The following is a 24,718-nucleotide window of genomic DNA, read 5'->3' on the forward strand; positions in this document are numbered from 1 at the left end:
AGGATCAACCAGCGCCAGCAGCCCTGACCGCCATCGCAGGCGGCATCGCTGGCATGGAGTGATCAGGAGTGATCGGCTGTGCAAACGGCCTGATAAAGCGGCGCAGCCACGTCCAGTTCGGTCATGGTTTCAAACTTCGCCTGACCTTCCTCGTTCAGCCGGAACATCACCTTCTCGGTGCAAAGCGCCTGGTAATTTGCGCTTTTCACCGTGGACATCAGATGATGCTTTTCAAAGCGATACAGGGTGAAACGAGCGACGGGACCCTTGCTGGTCTCTTCGATCTGCGCGCTCGCGCCATCGAGTACCGTATAGACCAGTGGCATCGGAAACTTGATGGTCCAGGGGCGCCAGAACATCTCACCCTCTTCGCTCGATACCACAACGGAGCCCTGCGGTAGACGCGCTTGCTTGGTGTCGAACCAGGTGTATTCGTAATGGATGGTGTAGCCGAGCATGCCCAGACCGGCAAATGCCGGGATGATCCACTTCGGTAGCCGCTTACGGGTCAGGCTGCGCAACAACAGCGCGACCCCCGCACCCGCCACTGCGGCGACGATTGCAGCGATTAGATGCCAGATCATATGAATCTTCCTTAAAAAAGTCGGGCTTCCAAATGGAAGCCCGACTTGTTTCACCCATGGGTCAGATTCTAAACCCAACTTCTGGACGAATTAGTGATCAAGCGCAGCGCCCGCACCTTTCGGAGTACGAACACTTTCGACCAGATCCTGAATCGCCTGCGGCGGTGCCTCGGTAGCCATCGATACCGCGTAGGCCACTGCAAAGTTGAGCATCGCACCGATAGCACCGAAGGCTTGCGGGGAAATGCCGAACATCCACTCTGCAGGCGTATTGGCGAACGACGCAGTGCCTGGAATGAAGAACCAGCCCAGATACAGGAAGATGTAGACGCTGGTGCTCACCAGACCAACCAGCATGCCCGCGACCGCACCCTTGCTGTTCACACGCTTGGAGAAGATCCCCATCATCAGCGCCGGGAACAAACTCGATGCTGCCAGACCGAACGCCAGTGCCACCACCTGTGCCGCAAAGCCTGGTGGATTCAGCCCCAGCCAGGTAGCCACGAGAATCGCACCCGTCATGGAAAGACGAGCAGCCAGCATCTCGCTCTTCTCGCTGATCTTCGGATTGATGATCGTTTTGATCAGGTCATGACTAATCGCCGAGGAGATAGCCAGCAGCAGACCTGCAGCTGTCGACAGCGCTGCCGCAATACCGCCCGCCGCGATCAGACCGACAACCCAGCCAGGCAGGTTGGCGATTTCCGGGTTGGCCAGAACGATGATGTCATTGTTGACGACCAGCTCGTTGCCGTTCCAACCACGCTCTTGCGCAGTAGGAGCAAAGGCAGCGTTGGTGTCGTTGTACATTTGGATGCGGCCATCATTGTTCTTGTCTTCAAATTGGATCAGACCAGTTTCTTCCCAGGTCTGCATCCAGGCCGGACGCTCTGCATGGAGAATCGCTTCCGCCTGCGGACCTTCCGGATAGATGGTGTTGACCAGGTTCAGACGAGCCATGGACGCAACGGCCGGAGCGGTCAGGTACAGCAGCGCGATGAAAACCAGGGTCCAGCCAGCCGACCAGCGAGCGTCAGCTACTTTCGGCACGGTGAAGAAGCGAATGATGACGTGCGGCAGACCAGCAGTACCGATCATCAGCGACAGGGTGAACAGGAACATGTTCAGCTTGTTGTCGACATCAGCAGTGTAAGCAGCGAAGCCCAGGTCCTGAACGACAGTATCCAGCTTGTCCAGCAGCGGCATACCGGATTCGACGTGGGTACCGAACATACCGAGCATCGGAATGGGGTTACCGGTCAACTGGAAGGCGATGAACACGGCCGGGATGGTGTAGGCGATGATCAGCACCACGTATTGCGCCACCTGGGTATAGGTGATGCCCTTCATGCCGCCAAATACCGCATAGGCGAACACGATCGCGGCAGCGAGCCAGATACCAACGTCGTTGCTCACTTCGAGGAATCGGGAGAAAGCAACACCAGCACCGGACATCTGGCCGATCACGTAGGTGACCGAAATCAGAATCAGGCAGATAACCGCAACCAGGCGCGCGCCTCGGCTGTAGAAACGATCACCGATGAAGTCAGGTACGGTGAATTTGCCAAATTTACGCAGATAGGGCGCCAGCAGCATCGCGAGCAACACGTAACCGCCGGTCCAGCCCATCAGGTAAACCGAAGTCGCGTAACCACCGGATGCAATGATACCCGCCATCGAAATGAAAGACGCCGCAGACATCCAGTCAGCTGCAGTTGCCATACCGTTAGTTACGGGATGGACGCCACCGCCAGCTACGTAGAACTCTTTGGTCGATCCAGCTCGGGCCCACACCGCAATCCCTATGTACAGCAGGAAGGATGCGCCCACAAACAACATATTTATCCAATATTGGCTCATTGTGGCTTACTCCTCGACCCCGAATTCCTTGTCCAGTTTGTTCAGCCGCCACGCGTAGTGGAAGATGATCAAAATGAACGTAATGATGGAACCTTGTTGGGCGAACCAGAACCCCAGATCTGTTCCGCCGACCGGGATACCGGACAACAATGGGCGCAAGAGGATAGCAAAGCCATATGAGACGAGAGCCCAGACCACAAGGCTCCATGTTATGAGGCGAACGTTCGCCTTCCAGTACGCAGCAGCATTTTCTTTATCGGCGTCGGCCATGACGTTCTCCGTCTTATTGTTATTACGGGTAAAGGAAACCACAGCGTGAATCTAGCAAGGAAGCGTTACGGAAAGAAAGCCCCGACTTTAGTCTGACGAACGCCTAAATGGCCGGTATATGCTGTCTCCCGGACGCCCTTCAGAATGAAAAATCAGGTTGGCAGCGTGCATCTGATGAGCCCTGATGCCGGGGCGCGTCGCACTGTCGGGGAACGTGGCAGAGAGGACATCGACAATAGCCCTTCAAAATGAACGGCCATTTTCGAAACCATGCGAGTCGCTAGTCCAAGGATGCAACCAACTCAACGCACTTACAAACAGGACAAATCATTGCCCGTATCTCTGCCGTTGAATCAATTCCGAGCACAAACAAAACCCAGTGATCATTTGTTACTGATATACCCATTAACGAGACGGACATAAAACCAACAGCTAATTGCAATATAGATATAGAAGCTACGCGGAAAATATTTACTGCTTCCCGGATAAACTCCCTGTTAGATGAAGTGCGTCGCACATTTCCCTCGCGCCTACACTTTCTTTTGCGTAAGCCGCCACGTTGCACTACCGCTCTCAATCATTTGGCAAAGACCGCCACACGGGATCAGAAGCAAAACAGCCCGACTCGGTGGTCGGGCTGCAGGTGATGTCTGCGCAGGATTCGAACAGAGGCGGATATAACACCCACCAGGCAGGCCAGAGCGGAGCTGCCGGCACAAAGCCTACCGATACCGTAGCTTTGCTATGTCCCGGCAGACTTGCCTCAGCAAGCAGGGCGACCCGCGGTGTATTTCTGCGCAGGATCGATGGCGGCTTCGAGATCGCGGATCGCCGTGGCGCCGATCAGCAGGGGGTAACGAAAATGGCTGCGGTCGGTAAGGTTCACCTCGGCGTCATGCAGTTGATCACCGATGCATAGCTGCATCTCGACCACCGGTCGCTCGGCGACATCCGGCCCACGCTCAAGATCGGTATCGTCGTCGGTGTTCGCCGCCTCCTCTGCCCGAGTCTTGATCTCGGCAATGCGTGCCAGTGGCCGCTCATAGAGGGTATCGCCGGCGCCTTCGATGGCTAGGCGGAAGCGCACCCAGTCTTCGCCTTCACGTTCGAAACGCTCGATGTCCCGAGCCGACAACGAGGCGGTCATCGCGCCGGTATCCATCTTGGCCTTGAGCGTCTTGCCGAGATCCTCGACCTTGATCTGTTCATAGCGGCCGAAGAGCGTCGGCTCTGCGGCAATGGCGGGAAGGGATAGCGCACTGAGCAGCAACAACAAACGGGACAAAACAGCCTCCTGGGAGTATCCATTGACTTCCTTTGGGACTCGCTTCGGCTGTATCCGTTCCGGCCACGCGACGACCGCACAGGCCTGTTAGACTGCGCGCCACCTTCCCTTGCAGATCATTACCGTGCCCAGTTCAGCCTTCGCCACCCTGCCCCTCAGCCCCGCGACGCTGGCCAACCTCGACGCCCTCGGCTACACCGACATGACGCCGATCCAGGCGCAGAGTCTGCCAGTGATGCTCAAGGGGATGGACCTGATCGCACAGGCCAAGACCGGCAGCGGCAAGACCGCCGCCTTCGGCATCGCGTTGCTCGAGCCGCTCAATCCCCGCTATTTCGGCTGCCAGGCACTGGTGCTATGTCCGACCCGTGAATTGGCCGATCAGGTCGCCAAGGAGCTGCGCCGACTGGCACGCTCGGCGGACAACATCAAGATCCTCACCCTCTGCGGCGGCGTCTCCATCGGCCCGCAGATCGGCTCGCTGGAACACGGCGCGCACGTCATCGTCGGCACGCCCGGACGTATTCAGGAACACCTGAAAAAGGGCACGCTTAAACTCGACGGTCTCAACACGCTGGTGCTCGATGAAGCCGATCGCATGCTCGACATGGGCTTCTACGATGCCATCGCCGAGATCATCGGGCAGACCCCGAGCAAGCGTCAGACGCTGTTGTTCTCCGCCACCTACCCGGCCGGCATCAAGCAGCTTTCGGCGACGTTCATGCGCGACCCGCAACAAGTGAAAGTCGAAGCGCTGCATGACGACACGCAGATCGAACAGCGCTTCTACGAGATCGATCCGGAAGATCGAATGAATGCCGTGGTTCGCATCCTCGCCAGCTTCCGCCCCGAAACCTGCGTCGCGTTCTGCTTCACCAAACAACAGTGCCAGGAGCTGGTCGACCAGCTCAGCGCCAAGGGCATTTCCGCCATGGCGCTCAATGGCGATCTGGAGCAACGCGATCGCGATCAGGTCCTGGCGATGTTCGCCAACCGCAGCCTGTCGGTACTGGTGGCGACCGATGTTGCCGCCCGTGGCCTGGATATCGATGCGCTGGACATGGTGATCAACGTCGAGCTGGCGCGTGATTCGGAGATTCACATCCACCGAGTCGGGCGTACCGGGCGCGCCGGCAAGAAGGGGATTGCCATCAGCCTGGTCGCTCCCGCCGAAGCCCACCGCGCCCGGGCCATCGAGGAACGTCAGAAAGCGCCGCTTAATTGGCAACCGTTGAGCGATCTGAAAGCGCAGTCGGGCGGACCACTGCAGCCGCCAATGGTGACACTCTGCATCGGCGCAGGCCGCAAGGACAAATTGCGCCCCGGCGATATTCTTGGTGCGCTCACCGGCGATGCGGGAATTCCGGGCACGCAGGTTGGCAAGATCGCGATCTTCGATTTCCAGGCATTCGTCGCAGTCGAGCGCGATGTCGCCAGACAGGCGCTCAACCGCTTGAATGCCGGGAAGATCAAAGGGCGGTCGTTGAAGGTTAGGCAGCTGTAAGACCGGATGGAAGCCAAAGCGGAATTGCGCGCGGGTGCGCGGGGTTTCGTTCGGCTCCACCGCCCGGCTTTGATGGGTTGCACCCATCCTACGAAGCTGACGTAGGGTGGATCACGCTTCACCGATCCACCAATCGCGGCCACGGTGTACTTAAGGCGCGACACCCACCCCACAAGCCCAAGGCTTTACTTCCGGATTCCAGCTTCAGGCTTCCAGCTGCTTCTACAACGACCCACGCGCCCAGGGACCCCAGATGGCGAAGGTGATGCCCGGGGTCTGGATATTGACGAAGAGAAAATGCCCGCTCGGGTCGAAACAGGCTCCACAGAACTCACGGTTGCGGTAGTCGCCGCCGGACACTTTCTTTCCGACTGCCGCAGCCTGTATGTCGTCGAACACCACGTTGTTCTTGGCGAAAATATAGGCTTCGCCCGCCGTGGTCAGCCCCAACAGACGTTCGCCGAAACCGTACATATCCTGTACACCGCCGCCGTCCTCGCAAAGCAACAGGCCCCCGCGCGGGCTGACGGTGATGTTGTCCGGGTTGTTGGCGATCTCGGCATCGGTGGAGGCGAAGATGCAAGTCAGCCGGTCGGTTGCCAAATCGTGCATCCATACCGCGCCGCGACCGTAACCGGCACGTCCCTGGCTGTCGGTACCGGCGCTGGTGTCGACGATGAACAGCTTGCCTTCGCTGTACCAAATACCTTCGCCACGGCTCATGCTCAGACCTCCCGCCTGACGGGCCTGGGCAAAGGGTCCACTGCCCTCGGGCTGCGGATCGAGATCAGGATTCGACACCTCGACCCATTCCAGCTGATAGCTGTCGCCCTGGCTCGGCGCATGCAGGTCGATCAGCGCGCGGTTGCGTACCCGTGCCACCTGCAGGATTCCACCCACGGCGAGCGAGCCCGGTTGCTGGCTGGCATCGGTCGGTATGTAGCGGTAGTAACCGGCCTGGTTGCGCGCATCCTCGGTCAGGTAGACGTAACTGTTGCGCGGGTCGACGGCTACCGCTTCATGGGCGAAGCGCCCCATCTGAATGATCGGCTGGCCGGTGGTCAGCGCCGGGTCTGCCGTCACTTCGAAGACATAGCCGTGGGCGCGGCCGCCGACGCTGCGGTAGTCGGCGGTGGTTTCTTCGCAGGACAACCAGGTGCCCCACGGCGTGACGCCGCCCGCGCAGTTGGTACGCGTACCACCCAGGCTGGGCAGGGTCCGTACCGGCTGTTCGATGTCCCGCGACACGTATAGGTTGGTGGTGCCCCCGGCCGGACGCTGGCCGTTGGCGAGGGTGACGTCGTCATAGATGCCGTTGGCTTCGATCAGGCTACCGGTACCGGCTTCATGGTTGCGCACCAGCACGATTTCCGGGCCATTCGGACCGCGACGCACATCAATGACGCCCATGCCATCGTGGGACGCGGGGACCGGTTGGCCATTTACCATCAGGTCGCCGGTCCAGGAGAAACTCCTGTATTGGAAGCCGTCTGGCAACTGCAACAGCTCCAGACCCGTACTCAGGTCTTTGGTTGGGCGCAGCGGACCGTAGCTGCTACGAACCAAGCCCGCACCGCGACCCTGAGCGTTGCGTGCGGCAAAGGCTTGCAGCGTGCCGAGGAAAGGTGTCGTGGCGACCACGGCGGCGATGGCACTGCCTTTGAGCAGGTTGCGGCGGCTGGCATCATGTTCACGGTTCATGCGGTGTCCTCTTTTATCGGGATGGGGAGGGGCGCATGGAATGAAGCCAGACGATTACGGCGGAACGATGACCAAGCGATGGCGTTCCGGTGATACGGGACGGATGGACGGTATAAGCTTTGCAACGCAAGCCGTGACGTCTGCACGCCACAGGCGCCCAACCCCCTTTCCATAGCCAGGCCCGACTGCCCCATGCGTTCACCATCGCTCAGCCATTCCTTGCGCCGCCTCTGGGCCCTGGAGAAGTTCGGCTACAGCCTGCGCGTATTGATCGCGCTGGCTGGCAGCATGGGGCTTAGCTGGTCTCTCGAGCAGCCGACCCTGGCCATCCCGCTGTTTCTCGGGGTAATCGCCAGCGCCCTGGCGGAAACAGACGACAGCTGGCTCGGACGGCTCTCGGCACTGCTGGTCACCCTGCTGTGCTTCAGCATCGCGACGGCTTCGGTGCAATTGCTGTTCCCCTACCCGTGGCTGTTCGCCCTCGGCATGGCTGCCGCCGCGTTCGGCCTGGTCATGCTTGGCGCGCTGGGCGAGCGATACGCGACCATTGCCCAAGCCACGCTGATCCTATCCATTTACAGCATGATCGCCGCCGATCAGCGCGGCGGCGAGGCGCTCCATCCCTGGCGCGACCCTTTCTTGCTGCTGGCCGGGGCAACCTGGTACGGACTGTTGTCTGTGCTCTGGAATGCGCTGTTTTCGCACCAACCCGTGCAGCAGAGCCTGGCCAGGCTGTATCGGGAGCTGGGCCGGTACTTCAAACTCAAGGCCTCGCTGTTCGAGCCGGTGCGTCAGCTCGATGTGGAAGAGCGCCGCCTGCAGCTGGCGCAACAGAACGGCCGCGTGGTCAGCGCGCTCAATGCCACCAAGGAAACCCTGCTGCACCGACTCGGCAATGGGCGGCCGGGCGTGAAAATCAGTCATTACCTCAAGCTCTATTTCCTCGCTCAAGACCTGCACGAACGCGTCAGCTCCTCGCATTACCCCTATCAGGCGTTGGCCGAGGCGTTCTTCCACAGCGACGTACTGTTTCGCTGCGGCCGACTGTTGCGGCTGCAGGGTGTGGCCTGCGCCGAGCTAGCCAACGCGATACAGCTGCGCCAACCCTTTCGCTACAGCGAAGCCAATGGGCAGGCGCTAGCCGATCTCGAGTCGTCGCTGGAGCACCTGCGGATGCAAAGCAACCCGGCCTGGCGCGGATTGCTGCGTTCATTGCGCGCTCTGTCGGGCAACCTGTCGACCATGCAGCGCCAGCTCGCCAGCGCCAGCAACCCGGACGCACTTGAGGGCGAGCAAGACAGCAGCCTGCTGGACCGCGATCCGCAATCGATACGCGACGCCTTCGCACGTATCCGCCTGCAACTGACACCCACCTCGTTGCTGTTTCGCCACGCCCTGCGCATGAGCCTGGCGCTGGTGTGCGGCTACGCCGTGCTGCATGCGATTCATCCGGAACAGGGTTACTGGGTACTGCTGACCACGGTATTCGTCTGCCAGCCGAACTACGGCGCGACCCGGATCAAGCTGGTGCAGCGGGTGACCGGCACCGTGCTAGGGCTGGTGGTGGGCTGGGCGCTGTTCGATCTGTTTCCGAGTCAGCAGATCCAGGCGCTGTTCGCCGTGGTCGCCGGGGTGGTGTTCTTTGCCACACGAAGCAGCCGCTACACCCTGGCGACGGCGGCGATCACGCTGCTGGTGCTGTTCTGCTTCAACCAGGTCGGCGACGGCTACGGGCTGATCTGGCCGCGCCTGGTCGACACCCTGTTGGGTAGCCTGATCGCCGCAGCCGCGGTCTTTCTAATCCTTCCGGACTGGCAGGGCCGCCGCCTCAACCAGGTGGTCGCCAACACCCTTAGCCGCAACGCGGATTATCTGCGTCAGATCATGCGCCAGTACGAGAGCGGCAAGCGCGATGATCTGGCCTACCGTTTGGCCCGACGCAACGCCCACAACGCCGATGCCGCGCTGTCGACCACGCTGTCGAACATGCTGTTGGAACCGGGCCACTTCCGAAAGGACGCCGAGACCGGCTTCCGCTTTCTGATCCTCTCGCACACGCTACTCAATTACCTGTCGGGGCTGGGCGCGCATCGCGAGAGCCTGCCCGACGACGCCCGCGACGATCTGCTGGAAAGCGCCGCGCAACGCCTGGCGGGCGGCCTTGATGAACTGGCGGCGGCCTTGCAAAACAACCAGCCGGTGGCGGTTTACAGCGAGGACGAAGAAACCCTGGCGCAGCAACTCGAACAGACATCCGAAGAGATGGACGATACGCATCGCCTGCTGCAGACGCAGTTGGGCCTGATCTGCCGTCAACTGGCGCCGCTGCGCAGTATGGCCAGTCACCTGGTTCGCCAGCCCTCCTCCCCCTTGCCCTGAGGCAACTATACGGTCCCAGGCAGTCAGCCATGCAAACCCGTATGCCCTACTCGGCGTGCGTCGAAAAACAGTCCGGAGCGATCCATGCCGACCGCCGAAGAGCGCTGCATCCGCCGCTGCGGCGGGGTACCATGCCGCGTTTTCAGGCCCGACCGAGGTGAGCGGTGTTGCAGACGGATGTGGTGGTAATCGGCGCCGGCGCGGCAGGGTTGATGTGTGCCTTCACCGCGGCGGCTCGGGGTCGCCGGGTGCTGCTACTCGACCATGCCAACAAGGCGGGCAAAAAGATTCTCATGTCTGGTGGCGGGCGCTGCAATTTCACCAATATGTACACCGAGCCGGCCAACTTCCTCTCCGCCAATCCGCACTTCTGCAAATCCGCCCTGGCTCGTTATACCCAGTGGGATTTCATCGAGATGGTCAGCCGCCACGGCGTGCCCTATCACGAGAAGAAGCTCGGCCAGCTGTTCTGTGATCACAAGGCCAGCGACATCCTCGGCATGCTGCTCGAGGAGTGTCAGCAGGCCGGGGTCGACATGCGGCTGAGTATCGCCGTGCAGTCCGTGGAGCGAACTGAAAGTGGCTATCAGCTGCAGAGCGACGCCGGCGAGCTCGCCTGCCAATCACTGGTCATCGCCACCGGCGGGCTGTCGATCCCGACGCTCGGTGCCAGTGGCTTCGGCTATCAGATTGCGCGACAGTTCGGCCACAACGTGCTGCCGACCCGTGCCGGCCTGGTGCCGTTCACCATCACCGAGCCGCAGCTGAAGGGCATGTGCGAAGCGCTTTCCGGCACTTCGGTGGAAGACTGCCTGGTCAGCTGCAACGGCCAGAGCTTTCGTGAAAATATTCTGTTCACCCATCGCGGTCTTTCCGGGCCGGCGATTCTGCAGGTGTCGTCGTATTGGCAACCAGGTGACACCATCGAGATCAACCTGCTACCGCACCTGAATCTCATCGACTGGCTCGACGAACAGCGACGCGAGCGACCCAACACCGAGCTGAAGACGCTCCTGGGCGAGCTGTTCACCCGCAAGATGGCAGGGCTTCTGGCCGAGCACTGGTTCGTTTCCAAGCCGCTGAAGCAGTACAACCCGGGCGAGCTTGAAGAGGTGGCGGAGAAGCTTGGCAATTGGCAACTGGTGCCCGCTGGGACAGAGGGCTATCGCACCGCGGAAGTAACGCTGGGCGGCGTGGATACCCGTGAGGTGTCGTCGAAAACCATGGAATCGCAAAAGGCCGCGGGGCTTTATTTCATCGGTGAAGTGCTCGACGTTACCGGTCACCTGGGCGGGTTCAATTTTCAGTGGGCCTGGGCGTCCGCCTATGCCGCCGCGCAGTACGTCTGACTCACCCCGTAGAGCTCTTACGCAAGAAACACCCCCCACCGGGGCGTGCCGTTACTCGTTGGACAGGTTCGATGGCGGCGAGACCTCGCGCGGCCCAGCTGGGTCAGTCGCGGTGTTCTGATATTCCTGCTGGTTGTCGCTGTTGTTATCCATAGCCGAGGGCTCATCGTCTGGCGAGCAGGCGGCGAGCATCAGCGAAAGGGGCAACACTGCGGCGACAACGATACATTTCGATTTCATACGGATCTCCTGCAAAAGTGGGTGCCTCGCCAGGCTCGCGAGACACCCACGGACTTGAGACGTTACTGCGAAGTACCCGTACCGCTGCCGGTGGTGTTGGGCGCGGTACCGGCACCCGACTCAGTGCCCATGCCGCTGCCGTTGTCAGCCGGCGCGGTGCCCATACCGGTTCCGGTACCTGTTTCCGCACCTGCGCCCGTTCCGGTACCGGTTGTACCTGGACCCGCACCCGTACCGGCGCCAGTACCAGTGTCAGTGCCAGTATCAGCCGGCGGCGTGCTGGTTGGCGGCACGGCGGGCTGCTCGGTGGTCGGCTGCGGCGGCATCTCGTCGCGTTTGGGCTCCTCATCCGGGCCACAACCAACCAGCAGCAGACCTAGGACAGGGGCAGATAAATAAGCAAGACGCATGGGGTCACCTCCTACAGAGTGAGCCGGCAGGCAGCCGGCGACTTCTTGAATCATCGATTCCACAGAAGTTGACCCTTGCTATCGCCAAGAGTGCCTTGGCTTGCCAAAGCGAACGTCGGCGACTGTGTTCCGCGGACCGTCTGGACTGCGGCAGCAAGCGCCAAAGCCCTTCGAAACACGCTACGTCGCTGAACAGCGGTTGCAGTTCGGCGGCGGGCATAGGCCGATTGAACCAGTACCCCTGGGCGATCTGGCAGCCTTCGGCGATCAGGAACCGCAATTGCGCGGGGCGTTCTATCCCTTCGGCGATCACCGCCAGGCCGAGGCTATGGCCCAGCCCGAAGATCTCCCGGTTGATAGCGACCGAATTGGCATCCTCCGGCGCGGCAGCGATGAAACTGCGATCGACCTTGAGAGAGGATGTGCAGCGGAAAGCGCTTCAGGTAGCCGAGCGAGGAGTAGCCGGTGCCGAAGTCGTCCAGCGCCAGCCGCATACCGAGCGCCGCAATTTCGCGCAGGCTACTCAGCGTCAGCTAGCTATTCTGCATCAGCAGCGTCTCGGTGATCTAAGCCGATTCAGGCGGCTTCGCCCGTCCAGCAGCCGGGGTAGACACCCCGGCGACTGCGTTCACGCTGCCTGACTGGCGCTGAATTCCTTCTTCAGGCGCTCTTTCAGTTCAGCCATCTGCTCGCCCATTTTTTCCAACCGGGCTTGGTCGAACAGTTCGCGGGCCTTGGGAAACATTTCCGATTCCTCTTCCTCGATATGGTGCTCAAGCAGCTCCTTGCAGACCTTGATGCGCCCGGAGAACTCGACGGTCGATGGATCGGTCGCCTTGATGTCGGGCAGCACCAGCGAATCAACCGCCCGGTGTTCTTCCTTCGCCTCGTGATACATCTTCAGTTCTTCCTTGCCGCCGGCTTCCTTGTAGGCGGGATAAAGAATCTGTTCCTCGAGCTGGGTGTGAATGGTGATTTCCATCTCCAGTTTCTGCAGCAACTCGGCGCGAGTCTTGACCGCTCGCTCAGTACTCTCGGTCAGACGCGTCAGGATGTCTTTCACTTTTTCGTGATCGTCGATCAACAGGTCAATGGCATTCATGCGGATTCCTCATCGCTTATCAGGCTTTGCGACCATCCAAGGCTCTTCGGCCCGGTCGGATCGCCTACGCTGGAGTGCGCAGCATATGCAGACGGCCGGCTCGCAGCATGGCCAGCCGACCGCTCGTCTCAAGCGTACTCGTAGGTGGGCAGCCCGGTGCGGCTCTGGCTCTGCAGACGGGCGATGGCAGGTGACATACCAGCCTCAAGCGCCAGGTCGCGGCGTATCGAGCTGATGACCCACTCCAGCTGAATGTTGGTCTGGGTCTGTCCCTTGGAAAGAGCGCGCTTGATGATATCCCGATCATCGTTACGCAGCGTCAGCAAAAGCCCGCCGTCCGGACGAGGGTGGGTAATGACTTCAAACTCTGGAAACGCGGCAGAGAGAATTTTTTCAGCGGCGATCATTATTGTGTACTCCGGTTATGGTCCAGCTTCCATTACTGGAGCAGCGTCCGTGCCAACCGGAGAAGATAAATAAAATCCAATAATTCAGTGACTTGCGTCACATAATAGCGTTTTGTATGCATGCAAAACGCATGAAGTCGGCGTTTGCGGCATGCATTCTGCTCTGCTTGGTGAACAACCGCTGTCTTCTGATGTCGGCGCTCAACCCTTGCGCCAGACGCTGGCGAGCCAAGGCTGCTGCTCACGAGGCAAGCCCGTCGGCCGGTAATAGTGCTCGAGTTCAACGAAACCCACCGACTGCAGCAAGCCGCGCCAGGTTGGCCAGTCATACCAGGCGCCATAGCGAGCGCCACTCCAGCCCTCCTGGTTGTTGCCACGCGGATTGGAGCTGAACAGCACGCCTCCGCGGCGCAGCGCCGCGTGCAGCTTCAGCAGAACCGCGGCGATTTCTCGGCTGGGCACATGAAACAGCACCGCATTGGCGAAGATGCCATCGAAGGCTTCGGTGGGAAGATCCAGTTGCAGGAAGTTCTGGTGCAGCACCTCGCAACCGGTTTCGGCCCGAGCCATCTGCACAAAGGGCTCCGCCCCTTCCAGCCCGACCGCGACATGCCCTCGCGCGGTGAAGGTCTTGAGGTCGCGCCCCGGGCCGCATCCCAGATCTAGAATGCGAAAGGGCGGCTCGCCATGGATGTGCCGTAGCAGCGCGTCGACATTCTGGCTGACATCGTGATCACGGGTACCTTCGCGAAACGCCTCGGCATTGGCACGATAGTCGTCCAGGGTCCGGTCGGCGATGGTCTGGGTGTTTTCGTCGGTCATGATGGGCTTCCGGAAATGGTTGGGGCTTGAGCTCTGATGAGGCATGGTTTGATTGCCAACGCGCAACCGCTCTACTGTACGCGCGCCAACAAAGGCTTGACGAATGGCGTTCCGGCCCTGAACTTGCGCAATGCTGCAATGCCCAACGTGCTTACCCCAAGCCGGATTAATCACCGGGCTGACGCAATATGTTCACCGAATACGTCGAGAATTGCTCCGATGAGCCCAACATTCAGCAAAGTTGTCCTGCTCGTTGAGGACGAACCGCATATTCTTCGCCTGTTGTCTGACTATCTGGCCGACGAAGGCTACCGGGTCCTGGAAGCGTCGGATTCCACCCAGGCTTTCGAGATTCTGGCGACCAAGCCGCAGCTGGATTTGCTGGTGACCGATTTCAGATTACCCGGTGGCGTTTCCGGCGTGATGATTGCCGAACCGGCGCTCAAACTGCGGCCGGAGATGAAAGTCATCTTCATCAGCGGCTATCCGATCGAGATTCACGAGTCCGGCAGCCCGATCGCGCGCAGCGCCCCGATCATCGCCAAGCCGTTCTCGCTGGATAGGCTACGGACCCAGATTCAGCAACTGCTCGCCTAGCGGCACCAATGGCTGCGGAGTCGACGCCCCCATAACGCAACGAGCCCGCACAGGGCGGGCTCGTGTTTCGCAACAGCGACTCAGTTGACCTTGGGATCCAGCTCGCCGCGCGCATAACGCTCGAACATGCCTTCCAAGGAAATAGGTTTGATCTTCGACGCATTGCCGGCAGTGCCGAAGGCTTCGTAACGGGCGATGCAGATATCGCGCATGGCGGTCACGGTCTTGGCCAGGTACTTGCGCGGATCGAACTCGCTGGGGTTCTTCGCCATGAACTCGCGAATCGCACCGGTCGATGCCAGACGCAAATCGGTATCGATGTTGACCTTGCGCACACCGTACTTGATGCCCTCGACGATTTCCTCGACCGGCACGCCGTAGGTTTCCTTGATGTCGCCACCGTACTCATTGATGATCTTCAGCCACTCCTGCGGCACCGAGGAGGAACCGTGCATCACCAGGTGGGTGTCAGGAATGCGCTGGTGGATTTCCTTGATGCGCTGGATCGACAGGGTGTCACCGGTTGGCGGCTTGGTGAACTTGTAGGCGCCGTGGCTGGTGCCGATGGCGATGGCCAGGGCGTCGACCTTAGTCTTGGCGACGAAGTCGGCGGCTTCTTCCGGATCGGTCAGCAGTTGGCTGTGATCCAGCGTGCCTTCGGCGCCAACGCCGTCCTCTTCACCGGCCATGCCGGTTTCCAGACTGCCCAGGCAACCCAGTTCGCCTTCTACCGATACGCCACAGGCGTGGGCAAAGGCGACGGTCTGCTGGGTCACGCGAACGTTGTATTCGTAATCGGACGGCGTCTTGCCGTCTTCACGCAGCGAGCCGTCCATCATCACCGAGCTGAAACCCAGCTGGATGGAGCGCTGGCAGATGTCCGGGCTGGTGCCGTGGTCCTGGTGCATGACCACCGGGATGTGCGGGAATTCTTCGATGGCCGCGAGGATCAGGTGGCGCAGAAATGGCGCACCGGCGTATTTGCGGGCACCGGCCGAAGCCTGGACGATCACCGGGGAGTCGGTTTTGTCGGCCGCTTCCATGATGGCTCGCATCTGCTCGAGGTTGTTCACGTTGAAGGCCGGCACGCCGTAGCCGAATTCGGCGGCGTGGTCGAGCATCTGGCGCATGCTGATGAGTGCCATGTTTTCCTTTCTCCCGGTTAGGGTCGATTAATCGTGTAAAGCCTGCCCCAGGGGCTGGCGGTGTTCAAGCACCGCGCTGTAGGCGCGGCATTGTAGTGGCGGACGGGCCAAAAGCCATCAGCTCTGGCGAAAACGCCGCAAATTTGCCTCACACCGGTGGCGGCGCATGGGCGTTAAATCGTAATCAGCGAAGCGCTGCAGCCATGAGCCAGCAGCTTGTCGTCGGCGAGCCGATAGACCAGCGCTTCGTTGCCTTTGTCGTGGAAAGCCACAACGCCATCGCTATAGAAAGCACCACGGGTGGCAGGTTCCTTGCGCAGCGTATGAACCTTGTCGCTGTTGCCGATTTTCAGTTCCACCGTCTTCCGATTCTCATCGGCATAGCGCCAGGCGATGTCCTGCTGGCTCTGGCATTTCCAGCGCACGAAAGGCGCATCGGGGCCGGACTGCCAGTGGCCGCAGCCGGCGAGCAGCAGCACGGCATACGCAATGAACAGGCCTTTCATCGATTCCTCCTTGGCTGGTTGGACCACTCAAGGGCAGTCCTGGGCATCGGCGGCAGTACCCGCGGTCGGGTCGCCAGTGCTCTGCATCTGCACCCGCTGATCGTTCTGTGCGGTTGGGCTTTCAACTGGCGGTGGATCGAATATTTCACAAGCCGAATCCGGTGCACCGCCGGCGCACCCGGCCAACCCAAGACAGCAAACAGCGATAGCGGCATAACGCATGGTGAGTCTCCATTCCTCGTTCGGACAGAACAGAGACAGCACCGAGCTTCAGGGGTTGCCTTGATCGTTGCGCTTGTTGTGCGGAGCGCCGAAGCGATAACGGCACAAACACTTATTTCGCAGCGCGCTGCTCGAGCACTTCGACGGCCGGGAGGACCTTGCCCTCGACGAACTCGAGGAAGGCGCCACCACCAGTGGAGATATAGGAAATCTGTTCGCCTACACCGTATTTGTCGATCGCCGCCAGGGTGTCGCCACCACCGGCGATGGAAAATGCAGGGCTTTCAGCGATGGCCTTGGCCAGCACCTTGGTGCCCTCGCCGAACTGGTCGAACTCGAACACGCCAACCGGGCCGTTCCAGAGGATGGTCTTCGAAGACTTCAACAGCTCGGCAAAATTGGCCGCGGTCTGCGGGCCGATATCAAGGATCATGTCGTCGTCCGACACATCAGCAACGGCCTTGACGGTGGCTTCGGCATCGTCGGCAAACGCCTTGGCGACCACCACATCGACCGGCAGCGGCACACTGACCTTGGCCGCGATCGCCTTGGCAGTGTCGACCAGATCGGCTTCGTACAGCGACTTGCCTACCGGCAGACCGGCGGCGGCGAGGAAGGTATTGGCGATGCCACCACCGACGATCAACTGATCGCAAACCGTACTCAGGCTGTTCAGCACATCCAGCTTGGTCGACACCTTGGAGCCCGCGACGATGGCCGCCATCGGCTTGGCCGGGCTTTTCAGCGCCTTGCCCAATGCATCCAGTTCGGCGGCCAGCAGCGGGCCGGCACAGGCAATCTGGGCAAACTTGGCCACGCCGTGGGTCGAACCCTGGGCACGGTGGGCAGTGCCGAAGGCATCCATGACGAAGACATCGCATAGCGCGGCGTATTGCTGCGCCAGCTCGTCGGTGTTCTTTTTCTCACCTTTGTTGAAGCGCACGTTCTCCAACAGCACCACCTCACCGGCTTTCACCTGAACGCCGTCCAGATAGCCCTTGACCAGCGGTACCTCGCGATTCAGTGCCTTGCTCAGGTAGTCGGCGACCGGCTTGAGGCTATCCTCCTCGCTGTAGACGCCCTCTTCCGGACGGCCCAGGTGCGAGCAGACCAGTACCGCCGCGCCCTTTTCCAGCGCCAGTTTGATGGTCGGCAGGGACGCCAGGATCCTTGCGTCACTTTTCACCGCGCCATCCTTCACCGGCACGTTGAGGTCCTCGCGGATCAGCACGCGCTTACCCTTGAGGTCGAGGTCGGTCATCTTCAAAACGGTCATGTGATCTTCCTTAAGTTCAAAACGGCGATGTCTTCAAGCGGTGCGGCTTCAGGTGTGATCGGCGACCCGCAAATAGTGATCGGCCACATCCAGCATACGGTTGGCGAAACCCCATTCATTGTCGAACCAGGCCAGCAGGTTCACCAGTCGCGGGCCGGAAGCGCGCGTCAGGCTGCCATCGACGATCGCCGAATGCGGGTCGTGGTTGAAATCGCAACTGGCATGGGGCAGCTCGGTGTACGCGAGCAAGCCTTTCAACGGCCCGGTTTCAGCCGCTTCCCGCAGGATCCGGTTGATCGTCGAGGCGTCGGTATCGCGGGTCATCTGCAGTGTGATATCCAGGCAGGACACGTTCACCGTCGGTACTCGCACGGCTTTGGCCTGAATCCGCCCCGAGAGTTCCGGCAACAGCCGCTCGATGCCACGAGCGAGGCCGGTCGAGACAGGGATCACCGACTGGAAAGCCGAGCGCGTGCGACGCAGGTCGTCGTGGTGATAGGCGTCGATCACCGGCTGGTCATTCATTGCCGAATGGATAGTGGTGATCGAGACGTAGTCAAGACCTATCGCATCGTTGAGCAACTTGAGCAACGGCACGCCGCAGTTGGTGGTGCAGGACGCGTTGGAGACCAACCGCTCGACACCGGTCAGCTGCTCGTGGTTGATGCCCATCACCACGGTGGCGTCGACATCTCCCGCGCCGCTCATGGGTTGCGAGAACAGCACCCGCGGCACACCGGCATCGAGGAAGCGCTGACCACCAGCACGGGTGTTGTACGCACCTGAACATTCCAGCACGAGGTCGACGCCCAGACCGCGCCAGTCCACCGCTTCCGGCGTCGACTCGCGCAGCACCGTCACCTGGTGCCCATTGAGCTGAAGACAATCGCCCTCAACGCCGACTTGGCCAGGGAAGCGGCCATGGGTGGAGTCGAAGCGAGTGAGATATTCGAGGCTCGCCATGTCCGCGAGATCGTTGAGTGCGACGATTTCGAAATCGAATGCCGCATTGCGCTCATGAAAGGCACGAAGCACGCAACGGCCAATGCGGCCGTAACCGTTCAGGGCGACGCGGTAGGGGGGGGTTCGGGACATTCGCGGCTCGTCTTTATGCGAGCTGGAAGCTGGAAGCCGGAAGCCGGAAGTGTTCGTGCCGCTGCTACTTCCAGCATCCAGCCGCAACCTCTCAGCTGCTGTGATCCCTCGAGCCTGAGCCGGGCTGCTTTTACTTCAAGCTTCCAGCTTCAGGCTTCCAGCTTGCGTATCAGTCTTCCAGCAGTTCTTCTGCAACGCTGAGGATGTTGTCGACGGTGAAGCCGAATTCCTCGAACAGCTGGCCGGCCGGCGCCGATTCACCGTAGGTGGTCATGCCGATGATGCGGCCGTCCAAGCCGACGTACTTGTACCAGTAGTCCGCATGGGCCGCCTCGATAGCAATGCGCGCACCGACTTCCACTGGCAGCACCTGCTGCTTGTAGGCCGCATCCTGGGCGTCGAACACGCTGGTGCAGGGCATCGACACCACGCGCACCTTGCGTCCCTGCGCGGTCAGCTTGTCGTAGGCCTGAACGGCCAGCCCGACTTCCGAACCGGTGGCGATCAGGATCAGTTCCGGCTCGCCCTGACAGCTCTTCAGGATGTAGCCGCCCTTGACGATGGCCGCTTCGGTCTCGTTGTCCCGGATGTGGTACGGCAGGTTCTGACGCGAGAAGATCAGCGCGCTCGGACCGTCCTTGCGCTCGACCGCATGCTTCCAGGCCACGGCGGATTCGACCGTGTCGGCCGGGCGCCAGGTGTCCAGGTTCGGCGTGGTGCGCAAGCTGGTCAGCTGTTCGATCGGCTGGTGAGTCGGGCCGTCTTCGCCAAGACCGATGGAGTCGTGGGTGAACACGTAGAGCACACGCTGCTTCATTAGCGCCGACATGCGCACGGCGTTGCGCGCGTATTCCATGAACATCAGGAAGGTCGCGCCGTAGGGGATCAGGCCGCCGTGCAGGGCAACGCCGTTCATGATCGCCGCCATGCCGAACTCACGCACGCCGTAGTACATGTAGTTGCCCGAGGCGTCTTCAGCGACTACCGGCCTGCAACCCTTCCACAGGGTCAGGTTGGAGCCGGCCAGGTCCGCCGAGCCGCCAAGCAGTTCCGGCAGTAGTGGGCCGAAGGCATTCAGGCAATTCTGGCTGGCCTTGCGGCTGGCGATGGTTTCGCCCTTCTCAGCCACTTCGCGAATGAATGCCGAGGCCTTCTCGGCGAAATCTTCCGGCAGTTCACCGGCCATGCGCCGTGTGAACTCACTGGCCAGCGCCGGGAACTCAGCCTGATAGGTGGCGAAACGCTGATTCCATTGGTTCTCCGCTTCGGCGCCCTTCTGCTTGGCGTCCCATTCGGCATAGATCTCGGCGGGGATTTCGAACGGACCATGCTTCCAGCCCAGCGCTTCGCGGGTCAGGGTGATTTCAGCCTCACCGAGCGCAGCGCCGTGGGACTCTTCCTTGCCCTGCTTGTTCGGCGCGCCAAAACCGATGATGGTCTTGCAGCAGATCAGTGTCGGACGGTCGCTCTTGCGGGCCGTTTCGAGCGCCATCTGAATTTCGTCGGCGTCATGACCGTCGACGTTGCGGATCACCTGCCAGCCGTAGGCTTCGAAGCGACGCGGCGTGTCGTCGGTAAACCAGCCATGGACTTCGCCGTCGATGGAGATGCCGTTGTCGTCGTAAAAAGCGATCAGCTTGTTCAAGCCGAGGGTGCCAGCCAGCGAGCAGACCTCGTGCGAGATACCTTCCATCAGGCAGCCGTCGCCCATGAACACGTAGGTGTTGTGGTCGACGATTTCATGGCCGGGGCGGTTGAACTGCGCGGCCATGACCTTTTCCGCCAAGGCGAAGCCCACGGCATTGGCCAGCCCCTGGCCGAGCGGCCCGGTGGTGGTTTCTACGCCCGCGGTGTAGCCGAACTCTGGGTGCCCCGGGGTCTTGCTGTGCAGCTGGCGGAAGTTCTTGAGGTCATCGATGGGCAGGTCGTAGCCGGTCAGGTGCAACAGCGAATAAATCAGCATCGACCCGTGGCCATTGGACAGCACGAAGCGGTCGCGGTCGGCCCATTGCGGATTGGTCGGGCTGTGCTTGAGATGGTCGCGCCAGAGTACTTCGGCGATGTCCGCCATGCCCATGGGGGCACCCGGGTGGCCGCTGTTGGCTTTCTGCACGGCATCCATGCTGAGGGCGCGGATGGCATTGGCTCGCTCACGACGGCTGGGCATCGCTGAATCTCCTGCGGGGTAGCTTCTAAAACGAAGGGGGCGGAAAAGGCGGCCATTTTCCCCTACCGAGGGTGGCGGGGCAATGACTGAATACACGCATGCTCCGTCGCCACCGATCCACTCAGTCGAGCAGGCGTACCCCGTGGTTGCCGACATCCGGCAAATGCTTCAACAAATAGTCCTTCATTCGGGTCAGCGTCACCGGCGTTTCCCCGGTCGCCGGCCACACCAGGTAATAACTGTCGCCGGAGCGCACCGCCTGATCGAAGGGTAGCGTCAGCGCACCTTTGTGCAGCTCGGCAGCGACCAGCGCCAGATCGCCGATTGAAACGCCGTGCCCCTGCGCCGCGGCGGAGATGCCCAGCTCCAAGGTGTCGAACAGTTTGCCCTGCTGCCAGGCGACGGCGTCGATCAAACCGACCCGCTGCAGCCAACGCCGCCAATCGCGGCAGTCGCGGGAGGGATGGATCAACTCGGCCGCCGCCAGCTGGGCGGCCGTCCAGCGCGTACTGCCAAGCACCTCGGGCGAACACACCGGCACCAGCCACTCATCGAACAGCTTGACTCGATTCCAGTCCGCCGGAAAACCACCATGTCCCAGCAAGATCGCGCAGTCGAACGGCTCGTTATGGAAATCGACCGTGTCCAGATCCATCCAGGCGCTGGTGAGCTGCACCCGGTTCTGCGGATGTGTCAGCCGGAAGTCGTCCAACGCGCCGAGCAACCAGCGCATGGTCAGCGTCGAGGGGGCCTTGAGTCTCAGCGCGTCCTGCCGCCGGTTGACCGCGATGCAGGCGTTTTCGAGGGTGCGAAAGCCGACCTTCAGCTCTTGCGCCAGCAACCGCCCGGTATCGGTCAGCGCCAGCCGGGAGCCGCGCCGTTCGAAAAGCTGACAGCCGAGGTTTTCCTCCAGCGCCTTCACATGCCGGCTGACTGCGCTCTGAGTGATGCAGAGGCTCTCGGCCGCCTGGGTGAACGAACCGAAGCGCGCCGCCACCTCGAAGGCACGCAGCGCATACAAAGGAGGCATCCGCAGCGTCATGCCGCCTCTCTCCGGCATGAGTAAAACTCATCGCAGACGGACGTATTTTCCATTTTGCACCCTCTCGAACGCCACCAATACTGCGCCAGCAACCGAGCCCGCAATGCGATGGCATCAACAGATAAGAAGAGGCATCTGCCTCGTATAAATGCAGGGAAGAATGACATGTCCGATCGCAACTTTGACCTACTTTTGTCCGCCAGCATCAGCAACGGAGGTCTGAGCCAGGAGCAGATCGCGCAAATCCTCGACTTCCGGCTATTCGGCAACTCGAAGGGCTTTCTGCTGTTGGAGGGCACGGACGTCGGCGACATCCCTCCGACTCCCGCCTCGCGCGCCGAGCTCTGCAAGCCGGACGACACCAGCGAACGGCTGCTGCTGCAAGCCACTGCCCTGCTGGGCGAGCCAATCGGCTACGTCCAGGAGTCCGATGGCGCTATCGTCAACAACTTCTTCCCGCAGCAGACACAATCGCGGGCTGCCACCTCGGACAGTTTCGATACCGAGCTCGACCTGCATACCGAAAATGCCTTCCATGCGGTCCAGCCGGACTATCTGTTGTTGCTGTGCCTGCGCCAGGATCCTGCAGCAGAAGCCATCACCTACATCGCTTCGGTCAATCGCATTCTCGAACGGCTGACCTACGAGCAGCAGGCATTCTTCCTCAATGAGCCGTACAACTTTTTTTCCGATTACGGCACCACGGAAAAGAACCAGCGCATCGATATAAACAAGCATCAGACCGTGCTCTACGGCGATCCCGATGCCCCCTTCTTCCGTTTCGACCCCCAGTTCATGGTCGCCTATAGCGATCGCGCCCAACGCTCGCTCGACACCCTGCGCAACCTCGCCTGGGAAGTCGTCGAGCCCGTGCGTATGGGCTGTGGCGACCTGCTGATCATCGATAACCGCCACACCGCGCATGCCCGCAGCCCCTTCACGGCCCGCTTCGATGGCAACGATCGCTGGATGCAGCGCACCTTCGCCAGCTGCAACCTGCGTTTCTACACCGAAAAGCTGGGCAAACAATCGCGCATATTCGAATTGGTGACCGAACTATGAACGCCACCTACCTTGCCTTCGCCGCCGCGGTCGTCTTGCTGATCGCCTCCCCTGGCCCGGTCGTCGCACTGGTTATTGCCGACGCGCGACGCAGCTGGCCGGCCTGGACCATCCTTGGCGGCGTGCTGTCCGCCCAGATCCTGCTGGTCGCAGCGCTGGTGTTGATCTACCTGGCGTTGGATCTGGAACCGGTCATTCTCGAATGGGGCCAAGTGCTCGGTGGCCTTTATCTGATCTGGCTCGGCGCCGACGGGCTGTGCGGCGGCAATGACGAAGAGCCGCAACTGCCACGGTCGCATGTGCATTATTTCTGGCGCGCCATGGCGGTCGGGTTGTCGAACCCCAAGGACATCCTGTTCTTCCTGGCCTTCCTGCCGGGCTTCATCCTTCCCGCGCAACCCTTCGCACCCCAGGCGGCAGCGTTGATCACGATCTGGGCCCTGGTCGATGTCTCCATTCTGATCACTTACAGTCTGGCGGCACGCCGCCTGGCCAGCCACGCGCGGCTGCAGCATGTGCTGAATCTACTGCCGAGCTTCTTCCTTCTGGGACTCGGGTTGGTGTCGTGCGGCATGGGTGTAAACAGCCTGGTGAACTGAACCTCCGGCTTGCCCAATATCAAAACTTTTTGATACAGCCATTGCTGGACGAAAAACGACCGACTAGACTGCGCGGCCTATGAGCCTGCGCATTCCCCAGATGTCCTTCGATGACAGCGACCAGCTCGCCGCCCTGTGCAAGGCCGGCGGCGAAGCGCTGCGCCTGAACGTACTGCGTGCGCTGGCCAGCGACTCGTTCGGCGTGCTCGAACTGGCACAGATCTTCGCCATCGGCCAATCCGGCGTCAGCCACCATTTGAAGGTGTTGACCCAGGCCGGACTGCTGGCAACGCGGCGCGAGGGCAATGCGATCTTCTATCGCCGCACCCTGCCGCAGGGCGAAACCCTGGGCGGCCGACTGCACGCCGCCTTGCTGGAGGAAGTCGATCAACTGGTGTTGCCATTCGACGTCCAGGCACGAATCGCCGCGGTGCATGCCCAACGCAGCGCCGCCAGCGAAGATTTCTTCATACGTATGGCAGGCAGTTTTCAGGCGCGCCAGGACCTGATCGCCGGATTGCCACAGTATCGCGATAGCGTAGTGGCGCTGCTCAATGCGCTGAATTTCGCACCTTCTGCGACAGCGCTCGAGGTCGGCCCGGGCGACGGTAGCTTTCTGCCCGAGCTGGCCCATCGATTCGCCCACGTCGTGGCAGTGGACAACAGTCCGGCAATGCTGGAACTCGCACGCGCTCGCTGCGAGCAGGATGCACTGGACAACGTCGAGCTGAAACTTGCCGACGCTCTGCAGGACGAATGCCCTTCTGCTGATTGCGTCGTTTTGAACATGGTTTTGCATCACCTGGCAGCGCCGGGCGAAGCACTCAAGCAACTGGCACGGCTGGTGAACGTGGGCGGCAGCCTGCTGCTCACCGAGCTGTGCAGCCACAACCAGAGTTGGGCCAGGGAGGCCTGCGGCGATCTATGGTTGGGCTTCGAACAGGACGATCTGGCCCGTTGGGCCGATGCCGCGGGGCTCACGCCCGGCGAGAGCCTCTACATTGGCTTGAAGAACGGTTTTCAGATCCAGGCCCGGTATTTCTCCCGGCCCACCCCTGTCAGCCGACTCACCCACCGGTAATTAGGAACCGATA

Annotated in this window: 24 protein-coding genes and 1 pseudogene; 7 read left to right on the plus strand and 18 right to left on the minus strand. The window is 61.0% G+C overall.

The annotated features are described in order from the left end of the window. Positions 1–62: 62 nt before the first annotated feature. From MCB86_RS13240 to MCB86_RS13255, 4 genes are all read right to left on the minus strand, one after another. Complete coding sequence (locus MCB86_RS13240; RefSeq protein WP_045163943.1) at positions 63–584, minus strand: hypothetical protein; 522 nt, start codon at positions 582–584, stop codon at positions 63–65. Between the two features lie 90 nt (positions 585–674). Beyond that, entirely contained in the window at positions 675–2,444 is a 1,770-nt protein-coding gene (locus MCB86_RS13245) for a sodium:solute symporter family protein (protein ID WP_045163944.1), read from the minus strand. A 6-nt stretch (positions 2,445–2,450) separates the two neighbouring features. Further along, positions 2,451–2,714: a DUF4212 domain-containing protein gene (locus tag MCB86_RS13250; RefSeq protein ID WP_045163945.1), complete on the minus strand. Its 264-nt coding sequence runs from the start codon at positions 2,712–2,714 to the stop codon at positions 2,451–2,453. Between the two features lie 763 nt (positions 2,715–3,477). Next, positions 3,478–3,999 carry an ATP-dependent zinc protease gene (locus tag MCB86_RS13255; RefSeq protein ID WP_045163946.1) on the minus strand — a complete coding sequence of 174 codons (522 nt, stop codon included), beginning with the start codon at positions 3,997–3,999 and terminating at the stop codon, positions 3,478–3,480. Between the two features lie 124 nt (positions 4,000–4,123). Between MCB86_RS13255 and dbpA the strand changes: the two genes are divergently transcribed. Beyond that, positions 4,124–5,503 (plus strand): ATP-dependent RNA helicase DbpA, encoded by a 1,380-nt coding sequence (gene dbpA / locus MCB86_RS13260; RefSeq protein ID WP_239611207.1) that lies wholly within the window; start codon positions 4,124–4,126, stop codon positions 5,501–5,503. 222 nt (positions 5,504–5,725) lie between these two features. Here the strand turns inward: dbpA and MCB86_RS13265 are convergent, their stop codons facing one another. Next, positions 5,726–7,204, minus strand: a complete 1,479-nt coding sequence (locus MCB86_RS13265) for an alkaline phosphatase PhoX (RefSeq protein ID WP_239611208.1) — start codon at positions 7,202–7,204, stop codon at positions 5,726–5,728. A 192-nt stretch (positions 7,205–7,396) separates the two neighbouring features. On the opposite strand from MCB86_RS13265, the gene yccS reads away from it, so the two are divergent. Then, complete coding sequence (gene yccS / locus MCB86_RS13270) at positions 7,397–9,583, plus strand: YccS family putative transporter (protein WP_045163948.1); 2,187 nt, start codon at positions 7,397–7,399, stop codon at positions 9,581–9,583. 164 nt (positions 9,584–9,747) lie between these two features. After that, the gene (locus tag MCB86_RS13275; RefSeq protein ID WP_239611209.1) at positions 9,748–10,932 is read left to right on the plus strand and encodes an NAD(P)/FAD-dependent oxidoreductase; all 1,185 of its coding nucleotides are present in this window, start codon (positions 9,748–9,750) and stop codon (positions 10,930–10,932) included. A gap of 51 nt (positions 10,933–10,983) precedes the next feature. Here MCB86_RS13275 and MCB86_RS13280 read toward each other — a convergent pair whose 3' ends face one another. The 6 genes and pseudogenes from MCB86_RS13280 to MCB86_RS13305 form a co-directional block, all read right to left on the minus strand. After that, positions 10,984–11,172: a hypothetical protein gene (locus tag MCB86_RS13280; RefSeq protein WP_045163949.1), complete on the minus strand. Its 189-nt coding sequence runs from the start codon at positions 11,170–11,172 to the stop codon at positions 10,984–10,986. A gap of 62 nt (positions 11,173–11,234) precedes the next feature. Next, complete coding sequence (locus MCB86_RS13285; RefSeq protein ID WP_045163950.1) at positions 11,235–11,582, minus strand: hypothetical protein; 348 nt, start codon at positions 11,580–11,582, stop codon at positions 11,235–11,237. A 4-nt stretch (positions 11,583–11,586) separates the two neighbouring features. After that, positions 11,587–12,148 (minus strand): annotated as a pseudogene (locus MCB86_RS13290) (EAL domain-containing protein); the annotation flags it as partial. 62 nt (positions 12,149–12,210) lie between these two features. Beyond that, positions 12,211–12,684, minus strand: a complete 474-nt coding sequence (locus tag MCB86_RS13295; RefSeq protein ID WP_239611210.1) for a hemerythrin domain-containing protein — start codon at positions 12,682–12,684, stop codon at positions 12,211–12,213. A 128-nt stretch (positions 12,685–12,812) separates the two neighbouring features. Then, positions 12,813–13,091: a DUF3509 domain-containing protein gene (locus tag MCB86_RS13300; protein WP_045163953.1), complete on the minus strand. Its 279-nt coding sequence runs from the start codon at positions 13,089–13,091 to the stop codon at positions 12,813–12,815. Positions 13,092–13,292: 201 nt separating this feature from the next. Continuing rightward, positions 13,293–13,913, minus strand: a complete 621-nt coding sequence (locus MCB86_RS13305; protein ID WP_239611211.1) for a class I SAM-dependent methyltransferase — start codon at positions 13,911–13,913, stop codon at positions 13,293–13,295. Positions 13,914–14,132: 219 nt separating this feature from the next. Here MCB86_RS13305 and MCB86_RS13310 point away from each other — a divergent pair, with 219 nt between their 5' ends. Continuing rightward, entirely contained in the window at positions 14,133–14,510 is a 378-nt protein-coding gene (locus MCB86_RS13310; protein WP_045163955.1) for a response regulator, read from the plus strand. 80 nt (positions 14,511–14,590) lie between these two features. Here MCB86_RS13310 and fba read toward each other — a convergent pair whose 3' ends face one another. From fba to MCB86_RS13345, 7 genes are all read right to left on the minus strand, one after another. Continuing rightward, positions 14,591–15,655 (minus strand): class II fructose-bisphosphate aldolase, encoded by a 1,065-nt coding sequence (gene fba / locus MCB86_RS13315; RefSeq protein ID WP_045163956.1) that lies wholly within the window; start codon positions 15,653–15,655, stop codon positions 14,591–14,593. Positions 15,656–15,828: 173 nt separating this feature from the next. Further along, complete coding sequence (locus MCB86_RS13320; protein WP_239611212.1) at positions 15,829–16,161, minus strand: MliC family protein; 333 nt, start codon at positions 16,159–16,161, stop codon at positions 15,829–15,831. A 27-nt stretch (positions 16,162–16,188) separates the two neighbouring features. Beyond that, positions 16,189–16,383, minus strand: a complete 195-nt coding sequence (locus MCB86_RS13325; RefSeq protein ID WP_080890668.1) for a hypothetical protein — start codon at positions 16,381–16,383, stop codon at positions 16,189–16,191. Positions 16,384–16,495: 112 nt separating this feature from the next. Further along, positions 16,496–17,659, minus strand: a complete 1,164-nt coding sequence (locus MCB86_RS13330; RefSeq protein ID WP_239611213.1) for a phosphoglycerate kinase — start codon at positions 17,657–17,659, stop codon at positions 16,496–16,498. Positions 17,660–17,707: 48 nt separating this feature from the next. Beyond that, positions 17,708–18,754 carry an erythrose-4-phosphate dehydrogenase gene (epd, locus tag MCB86_RS13335; protein ID WP_239611214.1) on the minus strand — a complete coding sequence of 349 codons (1,047 nt, stop codon included), beginning with the start codon at positions 18,752–18,754 and terminating at the stop codon, positions 17,708–17,710. Between the two features lie 169 nt (positions 18,755–18,923). Continuing rightward, positions 18,924–20,921 (minus strand): transketolase, encoded by a 1,998-nt coding sequence (tkt, locus tag MCB86_RS13340; protein ID WP_239611215.1) that lies wholly within the window; start codon positions 20,919–20,921, stop codon positions 18,924–18,926. Positions 20,922–21,042: 121 nt separating this feature from the next. Next, positions 21,043–21,963: a LysR substrate-binding domain-containing protein gene (locus MCB86_RS13345; protein ID WP_155397679.1), complete on the minus strand. Its 921-nt coding sequence runs from the start codon at positions 21,961–21,963 to the stop codon at positions 21,043–21,045. A gap of 165 nt (positions 21,964–22,128) precedes the next feature. On the opposite strand from MCB86_RS13345, the gene MCB86_RS13350 reads away from it, so the two are divergent. The 3 genes from MCB86_RS13350 (at position 22,129) to MCB86_RS13360 (ending at position 24,705) form a co-directional block, all read left to right on the plus strand. After that, complete coding sequence (locus tag MCB86_RS13350) at positions 22,129–23,025, plus strand: TauD/TfdA family dioxygenase (protein WP_239611216.1); 897 nt, start codon at positions 22,129–22,131, stop codon at positions 23,023–23,025. Next, complete coding sequence (locus MCB86_RS13355; RefSeq protein ID WP_045163963.1) at positions 23,022–23,624, plus strand: LysE family translocator; 603 nt, start codon at positions 23,022–23,024, stop codon at positions 23,622–23,624. Before MCB86_RS13350 ends, MCB86_RS13355 begins: the two co-directional genes overlap by 4 nt. A gap of 79 nt (positions 23,625–23,703) precedes the next feature. Next, complete coding sequence (locus MCB86_RS13360; RefSeq protein ID WP_239611217.1) at positions 23,704–24,705, plus strand: metalloregulator ArsR/SmtB family transcription factor; 1,002 nt, start codon at positions 23,704–23,706, stop codon at positions 24,703–24,705. The last annotated feature ends 13 nt before the right edge of the window (positions 24,706–24,718 follow it).

The sequence above is a fragment of the Pseudomonas sp. KSR10 genome, assembly GCF_022355455.1.
Lineage (GTDB): Bacteria > Pseudomonadota > Gammaproteobacteria > Pseudomonadales > Pseudomonadaceae > Stutzerimonas > Stutzerimonas stutzeri_E.

Bases quoted from the DNA above. Each gene is read 5' to 3' on its own strand.
- MCB86_RS13245 (WP_045163944.1), bottom strand. From the start codon at position 2,444: ATGAGCCAATATTGGATAAATATGTTGTTTGTGGGCGCATCCTTCCTG.
- MCB86_RS13305 (WP_239611211.1), bottom strand. From the start codon at position 13,913: ATGACCGACGAAAACACCCAGACCATCGCCGACCGGACCCTGGACGAC.
- MCB86_RS13350 (WP_239611216.1), top strand. From the start codon at position 22,129: ATGTCCGATCGCAACTTTGACCTACTTTTGTCCGCCAGCATCAGCAAC.
- MCB86_RS13280 (WP_045163949.1), bottom strand. From the start codon at position 11,172: ATGAAATCGAAATGTATCGTTGTCGCCGCAGTGTTGCCCCTTTCGCTG.
- MCB86_RS13320 (WP_239611212.1), bottom strand. From the start codon at position 16,161: ATGAAAGGCCTGTTCATTGCGTATGCCGTGCTGCTGCTCGCCGGCTGC.
- MCB86_RS13310 (WP_045163955.1), top strand. From the start codon at position 14,133: ATGAGCCCAACATTCAGCAAAGTTGTCCTGCTCGTTGAGGACGAACCG.
- yccS (WP_045163948.1), top strand. From the start codon at position 7,397: ATGCGTTCACCATCGCTCAGCCATTCCTTGCGCCGCCTCTGGGCCCTG.
- MCB86_RS13240 (WP_045163943.1), bottom strand. From the start codon at position 584: ATGATCTGGCATCTAATCGCTGCAATCGTCGCCGCAGTGGCGGGTGCG.
- epd (WP_239611214.1), bottom strand. From the start codon at position 18,754: ATGTCCCGAACCCCCCCCTACCGCGTCGCCCTGAACGGTTACGGCCGC.
- MCB86_RS13355 (WP_045163963.1), top strand. From the start codon at position 23,022: ATGAACGCCACCTACCTTGCCTTCGCCGCCGCGGTCGTCTTGCTGATC.
- MCB86_RS13250 (WP_045163945.1), bottom strand. From the start codon at position 2,714: ATGGCCGACGCCGATAAAGAAAATGCTGCTGCGTACTGGAAGGCGAAC.
- MCB86_RS13295 (WP_239611210.1), bottom strand. From the start codon at position 12,684: ATGAATGCCATTGACCTGTTGATCGACGATCACGAAAAAGTGAAAGAC.
- MCB86_RS13285 (WP_045163950.1), bottom strand. From the start codon at position 11,582: ATGCGTCTTGCTTATTTATCTGCCCCTGTCCTAGGTCTGCTGCTGGTT.
- tkt (WP_239611215.1), bottom strand. From the start codon at position 20,921: ATGCCCAGCCGTCGTGAGCGAGCCAATGCCATCCGCGCCCTCAGCATG.
- MCB86_RS13265 (WP_239611208.1), bottom strand. From the start codon at position 7,204: ATGAACCGTGAACATGATGCCAGCCGCCGCAACCTGCTCAAAGGCAGT.
- MCB86_RS13300 (WP_045163953.1), bottom strand. From the start codon at position 13,091: ATGATCGCCGCTGAAAAAATTCTCTCTGCCGCGTTTCCAGAGTTTGAA.
- MCB86_RS13360 (WP_239611217.1), top strand. From the start codon at position 23,704: ATGAGCCTGCGCATTCCCCAGATGTCCTTCGATGACAGCGACCAGCTC.
- MCB86_RS13330 (WP_239611213.1), bottom strand. From the start codon at position 17,659: ATGACCGTTTTGAAGATGACCGACCTCGACCTCAAGGGTAAGCGCGTG.
- MCB86_RS13325 (WP_080890668.1), bottom strand. From the start codon at position 16,383: ATGCGTTATGCCGCTATCGCTGTTTGCTGTCTTGGGTTGGCCGGGTGC.
- fba (WP_045163956.1), bottom strand. From the start codon at position 15,655: ATGGCACTCATCAGCATGCGCCAGATGCTCGACCACGCCGCCGAATTC.
- MCB86_RS13345 (WP_155397679.1), bottom strand. From the start codon at position 21,963: ATGACGCTGCGGATGCCTCCTTTGTATGCGCTGCGTGCCTTCGAGGTG.